Here is a 16091-nt window from a genome sequence, read left to right on the forward strand (position 1 = left end):
TGGACGACCACCTCACCGTGGGTAATGAGCAGCACATCCAGATCGGTGCTGGGCAGTTCATCGAAGCGGGGCAGGAAATCCACCTCAAGGCCGGGCAGAAGCTGGTGATCGAAGCCGGCATGGAACTGACCCTCCAGGCCGGCGGCAGCTTCATCAAGCTCGACCCCGGCGGCGTCACCGTCAGCGGCCCGCTGGCCAGGCTCAACGCCGGCGGGGCACCGGGCAAGGGCAGCGGCAATCACAACATGCTGCCGATCACGCCATTACCGGCCGACTCCGCTCGCCCTGGCAAAGCCACACAGCGCGCGGTCTCCGAACCTGCCCCTGATGTCATCCACAAGCTCAGCGTCCAGGTCAGTCCGGTGCCTGGCCAACCCGGCTACGCCGACGAGCCCTACACGCTGTATGCAGACGGTGCTCAGATCAAACAGGGGCTGACGGGGCCGGGTGGACAGGTCGTTTTCGAACACATTCCCGGTACCCAGCGTTACGCCATCGAGCTGATCAATGGGCACCGCTTCGAAGTCGATGCCAGTCAGGACACCGCCACCACAGCCAGCTCACTGGCAGAGCGCGTGGCTCGCCAGGGGCATCGGGACTACCAGGCACAGCGGGATCAACTCGAACCGTTGAGCAGCAGCGAGGACTACCTCCTCGCCTCCTGGAACCCCAAAGGCAAACCCGAAACCCCGTGACACAGGGACCGACGTCATGAGCACGCCTCTTTACAGCAAGCAGAACATCGTCCTCACACCCAAGCAGGACAAATCCGCCACCCTCACCATGGACTGGTTCGCCCAGCACGCGCACTACCCGCCCCGAGCCGGCAACCGGGTCATACCGCTGATCAACGGCGAGCAGGCCTTTGCCGAGGTGCACGAGGCCATCCAGCGAGCCACTCGCAGCGTGGACATCATCAGCTGGGGGTTCGACCCGGCAATGCACTTCAAGCCCAAGGCGGATCGCATCGGCGAGTTGCTCGACCTGCGAGGGCGCAACCGGGTCAAGGTTCGTGTCCTTATCTGGAAGAACGCGATCGCCAACTTTCTCGAGAACACCATCATCGGTGACGGCCTGTTCGGTTCTGGCGGTACGGCCCTCGGCTCTGGCATGAGCCGCGGGAGCTCGGCGTCCGGGGACCACCAGCAGACCCGTGAGCAACTGGAGCTGCGCCGCAAAGTCAACCGCAACGAACTGGCGCTCCTTCGGGCCGGGCGCGTGCCTTACTACGACACCCCGGCCAAGCGTCAGCGACGGGAGCAGGAGCTGTTGGAGGAACTGCGCAAGGTAGAAGCCGAACTCAACGCCATGGGCGGGTACAACACCACCGGCGGCTCCGGCGGCACGAAACTCTCGCCGGATGACCAGGCCTTCACCCGCGACTGGTTCCGTCGCGTGCAGCGCGGCCAGATGCCGAACGTGGAGTTCCGCACCCGCGACTTCGCCATCGAAAACCAGGCCTCGATACTGCCCGGTGCGAGCCGCCAGGAGGAGCGGGGTCGCCTCGACATGCTCTACCGCTTGATGCAGGGCGACGGGACGGATACCCAGCTGCTGCACATGCTGGTGCTGGTGTTCTTCGCCAGCCACCACCAGAAGATGGTGCTGGTGGACTATGAGGAGCCAGGTGCCGCCATCGGCTTCGTCATGGGGCACAACATGCACCACAACTACTGGGACAGCAGCGCCCATCTCTACGACGACAAGGCCGCTGGTCGCAGCCCGGGGTTTGGTCCCTGGCAGGACCTGTCCATGAAGGTCAACGGCCCCCTGCTGCACGACCTCAACCACAACTTCTGCACCGCCTGGGATCGCGAAACGCCCTGGTACAAGCAATGGTTCAGCGGCAGCCTGAGCAGCCAGCGGCAAGCCATAAAGCCCGGCTATTTCGAAACACCCGGCAGCAGCCTGGCGCAGATCTGCCGCACACAGCCTCAGGAAGGCGCGGAAACCTCGATCCTGGAGATCTACCGCAAGGCCATTGGCAACGTCCGCAACTACGCCTACTTCGAGAACCAGTACTTCCGCTACCCCGAGTTCGCCCAGCAACTGCGCACCCTGGCCAGCCAGTACCAGGCCCGTGGGCGCAAGCAGGACCTCTATCTGTTCGTCGTCACCAACAACCCCAACAGCGGCCACTTCTCCAGCACCACCTACGCCATGCTCCAGGAGCTGGGGCAGGAACAACTGATGCCCCAGGCCCAACGCACCCTGACCGAGCGGATGCTGACCCGGCGCAGCCGATTGGCCTACCTGGAAGCCAACCTCCACAACGACCCCTATGTACGACGCACGCAGCTCAATGAAATCGCCCAGCTCAAGCGCGAGATCGCCCAACTGGAAGCCCAGGGCGTCTCCCCGGACGTGGAAGCACGCCTCGGCGGTATGCAGCCCAAGGACATTCCGAAGCTGGCGAGCAAGTCAGTTGAGGACGACGACGCACCAAAACCCTACACCCTGCGCGAGCTGGACGGGCTCAAGGTCGTCATCGCCACCCTCACCGCCTGCACCCCGGAGCCCGGGCAAACCCTGCCGGCCGGCAAGCAGGCGTACTTCCGCGACATCTACGTGCACTCCAAGCTGCTGGTGGTGGACGACGTGTTCTGCCTGCTCAGCTCCGCCAATATCAACACCCGCAGCATGCAAACCGACTCCGAACTGGGCCTGGCCACCCCGGACCCGGAGCTGGCGCGGCAGTGGCGGGAAAAGCTCTGGGGGCTGCATGTAGGTGAGGAGTCTATTAATAAAAAAAATGGCCAATGTGACGCCAAACGTAACTTCGACTTATGGAATCAAGTGATGGATAAAAACTGGAAAAACAAGAACAAGAACCTGCCACTGATCTCCCACCTGACCCGTTTCTGGGATGTGGAGACGCCCTATGCGACTGCCGTGGATTGAGGCCCTGTGTCTATGCCTATGCCTTCTTCTACTGCCCGGAGCCCCCACCATGGCCTACCCCCGCTTTACCTGCGCCTACGAAAAAGACCACAACCCACCGCTGGATGCCGAAGGCGAACGCTGGTTCCAGCACGCCCGCACCCTGGAGAAACAGGCGGGCGTCCTCGACTGGCCGGCCATCGTCGATGCCTATGAAAAGGCCATTGCCAAGGACCACTGGAAGGCCATGCACAACCTCGCCCGCCACTATCGCATCGGCCGCGCCGGCATGCCTGGGGTGGAGCAGGACACCGGCAAGATGCTCGCGCTCTACCAGCGCATGGTGGAACTGCAGGTGCCGCTGGGTTACTACAACTGGGCGGTAGCCGCCGAGCACGGCAAGGGCGTGCTCAAGTCCGACCGCATGGCCAGCTCCTTCATGTACCGCGCCGCCCAACTGGGCAGCCCGCTGGCCCAGGTGCGCCTCGGCAACTACTTCGCCTTTGAGCTGCCCCAACACAAGCAGGACGACGACATGGCCGAGTTGTACTTCCGCTGCGCCGGAGCACAGGACAACCCCGACGCCCTTATCGAAACGGCAGCGTTCTACGAAATCGCTCGGCAGAACAAACCCAGGGCCCTCTTCTACTACCAACGGGCCGCGTCTCTTGGCAGTGCCAGTGCATTGGACACTTTAAGCAGGGTATTCAATGAGAAATCCGGCCCTGGTTTCACCTTGGGCTATAAAGCCGACGCCAAGCTGCATGAGTTTTATGAAGCGTTGTACGAACAACTGGATGCCAACCCCGACCTGCGCTTCCCCAACCTGATGACCGAACACCCATTGCCCCCCCATCCGGAGCAGGGCTATGACGCCGAACACCCGGATCGTCGCCCCGAGCTGTAAACCCGTGCCCGGCCCAGGGCCTGCAGGGCACGTGTGGAGAACATGAGCACCCGAGGCCCTCGGCTGGGCGAAAACACCCGCCTTCAGAAACGCCTGCCCATCTGACCCACTTCCGGGATATGGAGACGCCCTATGCGACTGCCGTGGATTGAGGCCCTGTGCCTGTGTCTGTGCCTTCTTCTACTGCCCGGAGCCCCTGCCATGGCCTACCCCCGCTTTACCTGCGCCTACGAAAAAGACCACAACCCACCGCTGGATGCCGAAGGCGAACGCTGGTTCCAGCACGCCCGCACCCTGGAGAAACAGGCGGGCGTCCTCGACTGGCCGGCCATCGTCGAGGCCTATGAAAAGGCCATCGCCAAGGACCACTGGAAGGCCATGCACAACCTCGCCCGCCTCTACCGCACCGGTTGGCCCGGCATGCCCGGGGTGGAGCAGGACACCGGCAAGATGCTCGCGCTCTACCAGCGCATGGTGGAACTGCAGGTGCCGCTGGGTTACTACAACTGGGCGGTGGCTGCCGAGCACGGCAAGGGCGTGCTCAAGTCCGACCGCATGGCCAGCTCCTTCATGTACCGCGCCGCCCAACTGGGCAGCCCGCTGGCCCAGGTGCGCATCGGGCAGTACTTCGCCTATGAGCTGCCCCGAGACAGGCAGGACGACGACATGGCCGAGCTGTACTACCGCTGTGCCGGGGCCCAGGACAACCCGGATGCCATCATGAAAACCGCATCTTTTTACAAGAACGCAAAAGACAACTACCCCAAGGCCCTCTTCTACTACCAACGGGCAGCATCTCTTGGCAGTGCCAATGCACTGATCACCCTGGAGTCGGTCTTCAATGAGAAATCAGGTCCTGGATTCACGCTGGGTTATCCCGCCGATAGCAAACTCAAAACTCTTTACATGGAGCTGTACGAGCAATTGGATGCCAACCCCGACCTGCGCTTCCCCAACCTGATGACCGAACACCCATTGCCGCCCCATCCGGAGCAGGGCTATGACGCCGAACACCCGGATCGTCGCCCCGAGCTGTAAACCCGTGCCCAGCCAAGGGCCTGCAGGGCGCTTGTGGAGAACATGAACACTCATGGCCCTCGGCTGGGCGATAACACTCGCCTTCAGAAACAACTGCCCATCTGACCCACTTCCGGGATACTGATGCTCCTCATCCGCGCTGGGAGGTTGTTGTCGGTCTTCTGGGCAGAGGAAGGCCCGCGCGGCGCTGGCCGCGCGGGCGGGGCCGCGTGGTCAGCGGTTCTGGGCGAGCGCTGCGTCGAGCGCGGCCGCGAGGGTGCCGGCTTCGTCCAGGGTCAGGGTCAGCGGCGGCGAGAGGATGATCTTGTTGCCCACCGGGCGTACCAGCACGCCTTCGGCACGGGCGCTCTCGGCAATGCGGGCGGCGTGCTCGGCAGCCGGGTCCAGGGGTTGCCGGGTGCGTTTGTCGGCCACCAGGTCGAGGGCGATCATCAGCCCCTTGCCACGCACCTCGCCCACCACGTCGTAGCGTTCGGCCAGGGGCAGCAGTTGCTCGATGAGCGCGGCCCCGACCCGTGCGGCGTTGCCGGGCAGGTCCTCGGCTTCGACGATGTCCAGCACCGCCAGGGCGGCGGCGCAGGCGGTGGGGTGCCCGCTGTAGGTGTAGCCGTGCATGACCACGTTGCTGAAGCCGTGGCCGTGCTCGATGGCGTCGCTGATGCGCTGGTTGAACAGCGTGGCGCCCAGGGGGATGTAGCCGGCGGAGATGCCCTTGGCCAGGCAGAGGATGTCGGGGGCGACGCCCCAGCCACGGCTGCCGAGCATGCAGCCGGAGCGGCCGAAGCCGGTGACCACCTCGTCGGCGATCAGCAGGATTTCATGGCGGTCGCAGACCTCGCGCAGGCGCTTCCAGTAGGTGGCCGGCGGCACGATCACGCCACCGGCGCCCTGCACCGGCTCGGCGATGAAGGCGGCGATGCTCTGGGCACCGAGCAGGGCGATCTGCTCGTCGAGCTGGCGGATGCAGTACTCCACCAGTTGCTCCGGGTCGCGGCAGTCCCAGGGGTTGCGGTAGAGCCAGGGGGTGTCCAGCAGGTGGCAGCCGCCCAGCAGCGGGCCGTGGTTATGGTGGTACACGCCGTTGCCCCCCACCGAGGTGCCACCGATATGCACGCCGTGGTAGCCGTTGCGCAGCGACAGGAAGCGCGTGCGACCGGGCTGGCCGGCGGCGATCCAGTACTGGCGGGCCATCTTCAGGGCGGTTTCCACGGCGTCCGAGCCGCCGGAGTTGAACAGCACCCGGGTCATGCGCTCCTGGGCGAACATCGCGGTGAGCCGGTCGGCCAGGTCGAAGACCCGGGGGTGGGCGATGCCGTCGAAGGTCTGGTAGTAGGCCAGTTCGTCCAGTTGCGCGGCGATGGCGGCCTTCACTTCGGCACGGTTATGCCCGACGTTGACGTTCCACAGCCCGCCGACGCCATCCAGCAGGCGGTTGCCGTCGATGTCGGTGATGTGGTTGCCATCCCCCCGGGCGATGACCAGGGTCTTGCCGCGATGGGCAGCGGCGGAGGCACTCATGGGGTGCCAGAACTTCTTCTCGGCGGTCTTGTAACGCTCGTACATGGTGCGGCTCCTCACTGGCTTTCTTGCTTGCGTACGTAGAGCAACTGCTGGGTGGTGAACTCCAGCAGGCCCTCCAATCCGAACTCGACGCCGAAGCCGGAAAGCTTGCAGCCGCCGAAGGGGGTGTTGGGCTGGATCTGGGCGTGGCAGTTGACCCAGGCCACGCCGCTTTCCAGGCGCTGGGCGAGTGCCTGAGCCTCACCGGCATCGGCGCCCCAGACGGAACCGCCCAGGCCCATGTCGCTGGCGTTGGCGCGGGCCAGGACGTCCTCGACATCGCGGTAGGCGATCAGCGGCAGCACGGGGCCGAACTGCTCCTCGTCCACCAGGCGCTGGCCGTCGGTGACGTCGGCAACCAGGGTCGGCGGGTAGAAGAAGCCCTCCCGCTCCAGCCGTGCGCCGCCACACAGCACGCGGCCGCCCCGGGCCTGGGCATCGGCCACCAGGTTCTCCACCAGCGCCAGTTGCTCGGCGTTCTGCACCGGGCCAAAGGTGACCTCGGCTTCCAGGCCGTCGCCGATCACCTGGCGCCCGGCCAGTTCGACCAGGGCCTGGGAGAACGCCTGGTACTGGGACTCATGGATGTAGAGGCGCTTCAGCGCGGCGCAGGTCTGCCCCATGTTGAGGAAGGCGGCCTGGAAGATGGCCTCGGCCACCGGCTCCACCGGCGTGCCGGGCAGGACGATGCCGGCATCATTGCCGCCCAGCTCCAGGGTCAGCCGCTTGAGGTTGCCGGCGGCGGCACGCATCACGCTCTGGCCGGTGGCGGTGGAGCCGGTGAAGACGATCTTGCGGATGCCCGGGTGGCTGGCGATGGCGCCGCCGAAGCCGCGCTCGCCGGTGACGATGTTGATCACGCCCCGGGGCACGTGGCGGGCGATGATTTCCACCAGCTTGAGGGTGCTCAGGGGCGTGAGGCTGGAGGGTTTGCTGACCACGCAGTTGCCGGCACGCAGGGCGGGCATGATGTGCCACACGGCGATCATGAACGGCCAGTTCCAGGGGGTGATGGAGGCCACCACGCCCAGCGGCTTGTGGTGCAGCTCGATGCGCTGGGTGGGGGTGTCCTCCACCAGCCGCACGGGGATCTCGCTCTCGGCGCTGTAGCGGGTCCAGGCGGCGCCGCCCATGATCTCCGACATCGCCAGGGCGAAGGGCTTGCCCTGCTCCTGCACCACCAGGGTGGCCAGGGCCTCGGCTTCGGCCTCGATGTCGTCGGCGATGCGCTGCAGGGCCGTGCAGCGGATGGCGTGGCTGCTGGCCCGCCATTGGCGGAAGGCCACCTGGGCCGCGTGCACGGCCTGGTCGACCTGGTCCAGGGAGCCGGCGGGACACTGCGCGAAGGCACGCCCGGTGGCGGGGTTGATCACCCCGAAGTGACCGTTTTCGCCTGCTACCCAGGCGCCGTCGATGAGCATTCGATAGTCGTGCATGACCGTCCTCCATTAACTTGCCACCGCTTGGGCCGGCGGCCACAGGGTTTGCGTTGGGAAAGGCGCCGCTACAGCGTGTGGCTGCCCAGGGCGTTGAAACGCTCGGGGGAGCGCTTGCGCAGCCGCGCAGCCATGGCGACGCCGAGCAACAGCGCTACCGGGATCACCGCACACAGCCCGTAGGACAGGAGCTTGCTGGAGCCGGTGAGCACGTCGAAGTGCAGCACCGCGATGCCCAGCACCCCCAGCAGGGCAATGCAGGAGAAGCCCGGGAGGATGCGGCTGCGCAGGATGCCCAGGCGCAGCTCGGGGTGGCGGCTGAAGTACACCAGCAGCGCCGCCGAGGTCAGTGCCATCAGCAGCACCAGGCAGAGGGTGGCGAGGCTGGAGAACCAGGCGAACAGCTGCAGGATCGGGTCGGCCCCCAGGGCAGCGAAGACCAGCACCACCACTGCCGCGATCAGGCTCTGCAGGGCCGACCCCATGTGCGGGCTCTGGTGCAGCCGGTGGGTGGTGCCGAGCTGGCGCGGCAGCAGGCCGTCGCGGCCGATGGCGAAGAAGTAGCGGGCGGCGGCGTTGTGGAAGGCCAGCAGGCCGGCATAGATGCTGACCATGAACAGCACGCGGATCAGTGAGGTCAGGCCCGGCCCGACGAAGTGGTCGGACATGCCGTAGATGAAGGTGGTCGGGTCCGGCAGGGCCAGCAGGGTCGGAACGATCTTGTCGACCCCGACGCCGATCACCAGGGACCAGATGGACAGCGCATAGAAGCAGCCGATCAGCAGGACGGAAGCGTAGGTGGCGATGGGGATGGTGCGCTGCGGGTCCTTGGCCTCTTCGCCGTAGATGGTGGTGGCCTCGAAGCCGATGAAGGCGGCGAAGCAGAACAGCAGGCCGATGGCGGGCGCGCCGCTGAGGACATGGGACGGCTCGAAGGAGGCGAAGTTGATGCCGCTGTCGCCGCCGCTGCGCAGGATCGCCACGTCGAGGGTGAGGATCGCCAGGTACTCGGCAATGACGATGACCGACAGCAGCCGTGCCGAGAGGTCGATGTTGCGGTAGCCGAGGATCGCGATGCTGAGCATGGCCAGCAGCGAGTACGCCCACCAGGGCAGGTCCAGCCCGAAGACGCTGGACAGGGTGCCGGCCGCGACGCCGCCGAACATGCCGTAGAGCCCCACCTGGAGGATGTTGTAGGCACACATGGCGAGGACGCCGGCGGCACCACCCGCCAGCCCGCCAAGCCCCCGGGAGGAGAAGGCATAGAAGCCGCCGGCGTTGGTCACATGGCGGGACATGGTGGTGTAGCCGACCGAGAACGCCAGCAGCACCAACAGCGCCAGGACCAGCAGCGCCGGCGTGCCCGGGCCGTTGCCCAGCATGATGCCGATGGGAAAGCCGCCGGCGATGACGCTCAGCGGGCTGGCGGCGGAGACCACGAAGAAGATGATGAAGCCGACGCCCAGTGCGCCGCGCCTCAGCTCGTTGGATGAGGAGCCGTTGACCAACATAGATACGCTCATTTTCTTGACCTTGTTGTATGAGGCAGCCGATGTGAGGTTGTCCGGGAACCGGATGGAGCTTGTTGTTGTGCAATCACAGGCAGGTTCGATCCTAGGGAGATCCCCCCGGGTGCGTTAACCCAAATCGGCAGCATCGGTCACCGTCGCGTGCAGGGGCGACGGCCAGGTCAGGCGGGGGGAGGCGCGCCGGTCGGGCGGCCTCCCGCGTCGGTCAGGCGGCCCCGCCCAGGCGCTTGGCCCAGGCGCCCGGGGTGCAGCCGTAATGGCGCTGGAACAGGGCGATGAAAGCGGAGGTGGAGTCGTAGCCCAGCTCGCCCGCCAGCGCGGTGACGCTGACGCCTTCGGCCAGGCGCGGCAGTGCGGCGAGCAGACGCAGACGTTGCCGCCATTCGCTGAAGGAGAGTCGCGTCTGGGCCTGAAACAGCCGTGCGAGGGTACGGCGGGTGGCGCCCACCTCCTGGGCCCAGGCCTCGATGCCACGCCCGTCGCCGGGGTCGGCGCGCAGGCTGTCGGTGATGCGCCTGAGGCGCGGGTCGGTGGGCAGCGGCAGCTTGAAGGGGGCCTCGGGCAAGGCGCGGATCTCGTCCACCAGCACCCGCAGCAGGCGCGCTTCGACGCCGTCCTCGGGGTAGTCCGGGGCGAAACCGGCAGCGCGCTCCATCAGCTCCCGCAGCAACGGGGTGACCTGCAGCACGGCACAGGGCCGCTGGAAGCCATCGAGGATGCTGGCGTCCAGGTAGAGGCTGCGGAACTCCAGGGTGCCTTCGCTGGAGGCGGTGTGGGCCAGGCCCGGCGGGACCCACAGGGCGCACTGTGGCGGCACCAGGTAGCTGTGGTCTTCGGTCAGCACCTGCATGAGCCCGGAGCGGGCGTAGGTGAACTGCACCCAGGGGTGGCTGTGCAGGGCGATGGGGTGGCCCCCAGGAATGTCGAACATGCGCGGGTACACCGGGCGCGGCAGGCGCGCGCAGGTGGGGATCGGCGGGATCACGGCATCTTGTCCCCGGTGCGGCATGGGCTGTCTCTTCTGCTCAAGTGGGAAGCGAAAGGCCGATGGTAGCCTGCCTCGCGTTTCCATTGCCCTACCCCGGAGTCCGTCATGAGCAGCCACACCCGCATTTCCCGCATCAGCGTCCCCGAACTCGCCCGGCGCAAGGGCCCCGGCAGCATCGTGTCGCTGACCGCCTACAGCACGCCGATGGCGCGCTGGGTGGACGCCCAGGCGGACCTGATCATCGTCGGCGACTCGCTGGGCATGGTGCTCTACGGCCTGCCCAGCACGCTGGGGGTGAGCCTGGAGATGATGATCGCCCACGGCCAGGCGGTGATGCGCGGCTCGGAACGGGCCTGCGTGGCGGTCGACCTGCCCTTCGGCAGCTACCAGGCCAGCCCGGAGCAGGCCTTCCACGCTGCGGCGCGGGTGCTGCAGGAAACCGGGGCGGCCGCGGTGAAGCTGGAGGCCGGCGAGGCACTGGCCGAAACGGTGGCCTTCCTGGTGCAGCGCGGCGTGCCGGTGCTGGCCCATGTGGGGCTGATGCCGCAGCAGGTGAACGTGCTGGGCGGCTTCAAGGCCCAGGGGCTGGATGCGGCCGGCGCCGAGCGGGTGCGCCGCGATGCCCTGGCGATGCAGGCAGCCGGTGCCTTCGCGGTGGTGCTGGAGGGCATCGCCGAGCCCCTGGCCCGGCAATTGAGCGAGGAACTGGCGATCCCCACCATCGGTATCGGCGCGTCACCGGCCTGCGACGGCCAGGTGCTGGTGACCGAGGATGCGCTGGGCCTGTTCGGTGACTACCAGCCGCGCTTCATCAAGCGCTATGCGGCGCTGGCGCCGAGCATCGAGCAGGCCCTGGCGGCCTATGCCGAGGATGTGCGCCAGGGGCGCTTCCCGGAGCTGAGGCATTGCTTTGGTGTGAAGACGATGGTGGGCTGAGGCCCCCTGGGGCGCGGTTACGCCATGTGCCCTTCTTCGGCCCAGCGCGCCTTGACCTCCAGCACGGCGGGCAGTTGCTGGATGAACAGCTCCACCAGGTCGGGGTCGAAGTGCTGGCCGCTCTGCTCACGGAGGAAGGCCACCGCCTCCTCCACCGGCCAGGCCAGCTTGTAGGGGCGCTCGCTGGTGAGGGCGTCGAATACGTCGGCAATGGCGACGATGCGGCCCTCGATGGGGATGTCTTCGCCCGCCAGGCCGTTGGGGTAGCCACTGCCGTCCCACTTCTCGTGGTGGGTCAGGGCGATGCGCTGGGCTATGCGCAGCAACCCGGAAGGGTGCTCGCCGATGATGGTGGCGCCGATGCTGACGTGCTGGCGCATCACCGCCCACTCGTCCGCATCCAGCTTGCCGGGCTTGCGCAGCACGGCGTCGGGGATGCCGATCTTGCCCACGTCGTGCATCGGCGCGGCGTTGAGCAGGTCGTCGCAATCGGCCTCGCTCCAGCCCAGGGCGCGGGCGAGGATGCGCGAGTAATGGCTCATGCGGATGACGTGCAGGCCGGTCTCGTTGTCCTTGTACTCGGCGGCGAGGCCGAGCCGCTGGACGATCTCCAGGCGGGTGCGCTTGAGCTCGTCCAGGCGCACCAGGGACAGGTGGGTGCGCACCCGCGCCTTGACGATGGCCGGACTGACCGGCTTGGTGATGTAGTCGACGGCGCCGACCTCGAAGCCCTTGGCCTCGTCCTCGGTATCGGCCAGGGCGGTGACGAAGATCACCGGGATCTCGCGGGTGGCCGGGTCGTTCTTGAGCTGCTGGCACACGTCGTGGCCGGTCATGCCCGGCATCATCACGTCCAGCAGGACCAGGGCGGGCCGCTCGCGGCCGGCCAGTTCCAGGGCCTTGGGCCCGTCCTTGGCGAACAGCAGGCGGTAGTCGTCCTGGAGAATGTGGCGCAGCACCTGCAGGTTGGTGGGCTCGTCATCCACCAGCAGCAGGCACTGGCGCGGGTCCGGCGAAGTCGGGCTCATGATGGGGATAGCTCTCCTGTCTCCAGCCACGCCTGCAGCTCGGTGAGCTGCTGGAGGGCCTGGTCGAAGTCGAAATCGTCAATGGCATGTTGCAGCGCCTGCAGGCGCGCCTGGGCGGCCTGCCCCTCCAGCCCATGGCGCAACAGGGCGTGGGCGTCGTCGTCCAACCCACCACGGGCCAGCTCGGCAGCCAGACGGCGACTGGCCTCCAGCAGGGACTCCCGCGGGACCGGCGCGGACGCCGCCTCGGCCTGCTCCGGGAACACCGGGACCGCCGCACGGACACGGATCATGATAGCCGCCAGTTGTTGCAGCAGCGCCGCCAGGGCCTGCGGCTGGCCGCCGCTGCCAGCGTGCTCCAGCTCAGCGGCGCAGGCGGCCATCTCGTCCAGCCCGAGGTTGGCGGCAGCGCCGCGCAGGCGGTGTGCATTGACCACCACATCAGTGAAGTCACCCTGCCGCGCCGCCTCGCGCAGGTGCTCGAGGAGGCGCTCCTGCTCGTCGAGGAAGCGCACGATGGCGGTGGCCATCTGCACGGCACCGCCCCACAGGTGCTGGCCCCGGACCCAGTCGAACAGCCTGTCCGGGTCCGCCTGTGACAGGCCCTTCGCGGGACCGGCGCTGCCCTCCCCGGCCTCCCCCCCCAGCAGCCGGCCCATTTCGCAGAGCAGCTCGGCCATCTCCAGGGGCTTGCCGGCAAAACCGTTCATGCCGGCGTCCAGCGCGTTCTGCCGGTCGCGGTCGAGCACGCTGGCGGTGAGGGCGATGATCGGCACAGGGCGCCGTCCGGCAGCCTGCTCCTGCTGACGAATCGCGCGACTGGCCTCCAGGCCGTCCATGCCGGGCATCTGCACGTCCATCAGGACCAGGTCGAAAGCCCGCTCGCCGAAAGCGGCGACCGCGGCCGCGCCGTCTTCCACGCCGTGCACGCTGTGCCCCAGGCGTTCGAGGTTGAGGGTGAGCAGCTCCAGGTTCTGCGCCACGTCGTCCGCTGCCAGGATGCGCAGCGGCGGCAAGGTGGGCGAACTCTGACGCAACGCATTGACATGAGCGCGCTCGCCGGCGGCCAGCGGCACTTCGACGGTGAACACACTGCCCGCGCCTTCCCGGCTCTCGACACGGATGCGCCCGCCCATCAGCTCCACCAGTTGGCGGGAGATGGTGGTGCCCAGCCCGGTGCCGCCAAAACGCCGGCTCATGGAGGCGTCAGCCTGGGCGAAGGGGTCGAAGATCTTCTCCAGTCGGTCGGCGGCGATGCCGATGCCGGTGTCATGAATGGCCAGGCGCAGGGCACCTGGGGTGCCGTCCACCACCAGGCGCACGCGGCCGCGCTCGGTGAACTTGACGGCATTGCCCAGCAGGTTGGTGATCACTTGCTGCAGGCGCAGCGGGTCGCCGCGGAAGTAGTCGCCCAGGTGCGCGGCATAGTCCAGTTCCAGGCTCAGGCCCTTGCGCTCGGCGCCCAGGCGCTGGGAGTCACAGACCTGCTCGCAGAGTTCGCGCAGGGAGAAATCGATGTCCTCCAGCTCGATGGCGCCCCGGTCGAGCTTGGCGGTATCGAGGATGTCGTTGAGCAACCCCAGCAGAGAGCGGGAGGAATGCTGCACGGTGCGCAGGTGACGGCGCTGGGTCTCGTCCAGGGGCGTGTCCAGCAGCAGTTCGGTGAAGCCGATGATGGCGTTCATCGGTGTGCGGATCTCGTGGCTCATGTTGGCCAGGAAGCTGCTGCGGGCGGCGGCGGCCTGCTCGGCGCGGTCGCGGGCGTTGCGCAGGTCCTGCTCCATCATCCGCCGCGGGGTCAGGTCGGTGGCCAGCTTGAGGATCTTGAAGGGGCGGCCGTCGGCATCGAGGATCGGGTTGTAGGTGGCCTGAATCCACACGTCGCGGCCGTCCTTGCCGAGGCGGCGGTACTCCCCGGAGCGGAAGTGACCCTGGCGCAGGTCCTCCCAGAACAGGCGATAGCGCTCGCTGGCCACCAGGGCTGCATCGCAGAAGATGCGGTGGTGCTGGCCGATCAGCTCCTCGCGGGTGTAGCCGAACAGGTCGAGGAAATTCTCGTTCACCTCCAGCACCTGGCCAGTGAGGTCGAACTCGATCAACGCCATGGCCTTGCTGATGGAGGTGACCTTGCCTTCGTACTCGGCATTGCGCAGTTTGGTCTCGGTCTGGTCCAGCAGCACGCCATCCACCCAGCGCGGGACGCCCTGGTCGTCGAGGTCGACGCTACCGCTCTCCCACACCCAGTGCTCATGGCCGTCACGGTCGAACAGGCGGTACTCCACCACGTAGCTGCGTCCCAGGCGGGCGGCGTCGTTCACCTCGTCCAGCACCCGCTCGCGGTCGTCCGGGTGGCACAACTCGATCAGCGAGCGCTCGCCACTCATGAAGGTCTCCGCCGGCCAGCCGGTGACGCGGCGCACGGCATCGCTGACAAAGCGGGTGCTGCAACGCTCGTCCATCAGGCAGCGGAAAGAGACACCGGGAATGTTGCGGATCAACGACCGGTATTGCTGCTCGCTGTCGCGCAGGGCCTGTTCCATGGCCTTGCGCTCACTGATGTCGGCGACGAACACCACGAACCAGGGATTACCGTCGCGCTGGGTCACGCCGAGGCTGACGCGGACGGGGATCTCGCGTCCGTCACGGGTGATACCCGACAGCTCCAACTCGCTACCGGAGAGCCGGGAGAGGCCGGTACGGCGGTACTGATCCAGTGCCTCGGTGAACTGGCGGGTATGCCGCTCGGGCATGAGCAGGCCCATGTGCTGCCCGATCAGCTCGTCCGGCCGCCAGCCGTACAGGCCGGAGACGGCATTGTTGACGGAACGGATGATGCCCTGGTGATCGATGGTGAAGATCACCTCGAAGGCGGCATCCAGCAGCGAATTGAGGTGGTCGCGGCCGGACTCCAGCTCACGGTACAGCTCGCGGTAGCGCAGCAGGCCGTTGACCGCTGCCACCAACAGGCTGAAGGCCACGGTGGCCATGGCCACCGCCATCGCCAGGTAGGCCGCCCCGACCACAGGGCGCGGGATGCTGAACTCCTCGACGCCGGTGAAGCGTGCCGCCGCCATACCGGTGTAGTGCATGCCGCTGATGGCCAGCCCCATCACCGTGCCACTGAGCAGGATGGCCCAAACGCCGCCAACACGCCCCCGCAGGCCGAAGCGCACCCACAGGGCGATGATCGCCAACACCACCGCAACCAGGATCGACAGCCCGAACATCAGCGGGTCGTAGCGCAGCAGCGGCGCCAACTGCATGGCGGCCATGCCGCTGTAGTGCATGGCGCCGATTCCGGCCCCCACCAGCACGCCGCCGGTGGCGAACTGCACCAGCGACACCCGGCGACGTGCCAGCAGGTTGAGCGCAATCCAGGAGGCGAACAGGCTGGGCAGCATCGAGAGCACGGTCAGGCCGGGGTCGTAGCGCACGGCTGCACACAACTGGAAGGCCAACATGCCGATGAAGTGCATGGCCCAGACACCGCCCCCCAGGGCCACAGCCCCCGTGACGAGGGCCAGTTGGCGGTACAGCGGGACGCGGCTGAGGCGAGCCATGCCGGCCAGTTGCAGGGCCATGGCGGAGGTGAAGATGGCGATGCAGACCGACAACAGCACCAGCCAGGGGTCGTGACTGCCGAAGACCAGCAGCGTGGGCTGGTCGTGGTCGAAGAAAAACCGGGAGAGATCGAACATCGGATGGGTCTCGGGGCAGCGACTGGCATGTCTGGAGTCAATGCCCTCTTGCCCATCCGGTCAAATGCCGGCAGGCGCAATCAGGGGGCGG

Annotated in this window: 10 protein-coding genes and 1 pseudogene; 5 read left to right on the plus strand and 6 right to left on the minus strand. The window is 67.0% G+C overall.

Going from position 1 to position 16091, the window contains the following annotated elements; translation table 11 throughout:
• The 4 genes and pseudogenes from A9G05_RS27820 to A9G05_RS12075 form a co-directional block, all read left to right on the plus strand.
• A pseudogene (locus A9G05_RS27820) lies at positions 1 to 695 on the plus strand (type VI secretion system tip protein VgrG); the annotation flags it as partial.
• Positions 696 to 711: 16 nt separating this feature from the next.
• Entirely contained in the window at positions 712 to 2901 is a 2190-nt protein-coding gene (locus tag A9G05_RS12065) for a phosphatidylserine/phosphatidylglycerophosphate/cardiolipin synthase family protein (protein WP_069561212.1), read from the plus strand.
• A 49-nt stretch (positions 2902 to 2950) separates the two neighbouring features.
• The gene (locus A9G05_RS12070) at positions 2951 to 3787 is read left to right on the plus strand and encodes a tetratricopeptide repeat protein (protein ID WP_069561213.1); all 837 of its coding nucleotides are present in this window, start codon (positions 2951 to 2953) and stop codon (positions 3785 to 3787) included.
• Between the two features lie 201 nt (positions 3788 to 3988).
• A complete protein-coding gene (locus A9G05_RS12075) occupies positions 3989 to 4825 on the plus strand; it encodes a tetratricopeptide repeat protein (RefSeq protein ID WP_069561214.1) in 837 nt (278 codons plus the stop codon).
• Between the two features lie 213 nt (positions 4826 to 5038).
• On the opposite strand, the gene A9G05_RS12080 is transcribed toward A9G05_RS12075, so the two are convergent.
• The 4 genes from A9G05_RS12080 to A9G05_RS12095 all read right to left on the minus strand — a co-directional run bounded on the left by A9G05_RS12080 (position 5039) and on the right by A9G05_RS12095 (position 10359).
• On the minus strand, positions 5039 to 6388 hold the full coding sequence (locus tag A9G05_RS12080; RefSeq protein ID WP_069561215.1) for an aminotransferase class III-fold pyridoxal phosphate-dependent enzyme: 1350 nt from the start codon (positions 6386 to 6388) through the stop codon (positions 5039 to 5041).
• An 11-nt stretch (positions 6389 to 6399) separates the two neighbouring features.
• Positions 6400 to 7821, minus strand: coding sequence for an aldehyde dehydrogenase family protein (locus tag A9G05_RS12085; protein WP_069561216.1), 1422 nt, complete (start codon positions 7819 to 7821; stop codon positions 6400 to 6402).
• A gap of 68 nt (positions 7822 to 7889) precedes the next feature.
• Positions 7890 to 9344 carry an APC family permease gene (locus tag A9G05_RS12090; RefSeq protein WP_069561217.1) on the minus strand — a complete coding sequence of 485 codons (1455 nt, stop codon included), beginning with the start codon at positions 9342 to 9344 and terminating at the stop codon, positions 7890 to 7892.
• A 211-nt stretch (positions 9345 to 9555) separates the two neighbouring features.
• Entirely contained in the window at positions 9556 to 10359 is an 804-nt protein-coding gene (locus A9G05_RS12095) for a helix-turn-helix domain-containing protein (RefSeq protein ID WP_069561218.1), read from the minus strand.
• A gap of 84 nt (positions 10360 to 10443) precedes the next feature.
• Here A9G05_RS12095 and panB point away from each other — a divergent pair, with 84 nt between their 5' ends.
• Entirely contained in the window at positions 10444 to 11274 is an 831-nt protein-coding gene (gene panB / locus A9G05_RS12100) for a 3-methyl-2-oxobutanoate hydroxymethyltransferase (RefSeq protein ID WP_069561219.1), read from the plus strand.
• A gap of 17 nt (positions 11275 to 11291) precedes the next feature.
• On the opposite strand, the gene A9G05_RS12105 is transcribed toward panB, so the two are convergent.
• Positions 11292 to 12302 (minus strand): two-component system response regulator, encoded by a 1011-nt coding sequence (locus A9G05_RS12105; RefSeq protein WP_069561220.1) that lies wholly within the window; start codon positions 12300 to 12302, stop codon positions 11292 to 11294.
• The gene (locus A9G05_RS12110; protein WP_069561221.1) at positions 12299 to 16000 is read right to left on the minus strand and encodes a PAS domain S-box protein; all 3702 of its coding nucleotides are present in this window, start codon (positions 15998 to 16000) and stop codon (positions 12299 to 12301) included. Before A9G05_RS12110 ends, A9G05_RS12105 begins: the two co-directional genes overlap by 4 nt.
• Positions 16001 to 16091: the final 91 nt, after the last annotated feature.

It is taken from the genome of Pseudomonas sp. ENNP23 (genome assembly GCF_001728945.1).
Classification (GTDB): domain Bacteria; phylum Pseudomonadota; class Gammaproteobacteria; order Pseudomonadales; family Pseudomonadaceae; genus Metapseudomonas; species Metapseudomonas otitidis.

Coding starts and splice junctions, on each gene's coding strand:
- A9G05_RS12110 (WP_069561221.1), bottom strand. CDS start 16,000: ATGTTCGATCTCTCCCGGTTTTTCTTCGACCACGACCAGCCCACGCTG.
- A9G05_RS12075 (WP_069561214.1), top strand. CDS start 3,989: ATGGCCTACCCCCGCTTTACCTGCGCCTACGAAAAAGACCACAACCCA.
- A9G05_RS12065 (WP_069561212.1), top strand. CDS start 712: ATGAGCACGCCTCTTTACAGCAAGCAGAACATCGTCCTCACACCCAAG.
- A9G05_RS12090 (WP_069561217.1), bottom strand. CDS start 9,344: ATGAGCGTATCTATGTTGGTCAACGGCTCCTCATCCAACGAGCTGAGG.
- panB (WP_069561219.1), top strand. CDS start 10,444: ATGAGCAGCCACACCCGCATTTCCCGCATCAGCGTCCCCGAACTCGCC.
- A9G05_RS12095 (WP_069561218.1), bottom strand. CDS start 10,359: ATGCCGCACCGGGGACAAGATGCCGTGATCCCGCCGATCCCCACCTGC.
- A9G05_RS12070 (WP_069561213.1), top strand. CDS start 2,951: ATGGCCTACCCCCGCTTTACCTGCGCCTACGAAAAAGACCACAACCCA.
- A9G05_RS12080 (WP_069561215.1), bottom strand. CDS start 6,388: ATGTACGAGCGTTACAAGACCGCCGAGAAGAAGTTCTGGCACCCCATG.
- A9G05_RS12085 (WP_069561216.1), bottom strand. CDS start 7,821: ATGCACGACTATCGAATGCTCATCGACGGCGCCTGGGTAGCAGGCGAA.
- A9G05_RS12105 (WP_069561220.1), bottom strand. CDS start 12,302: ATGAGCCCGACTTCGCCGGACCCGCGCCAGTGCCTGCTGCTGGTGGAT.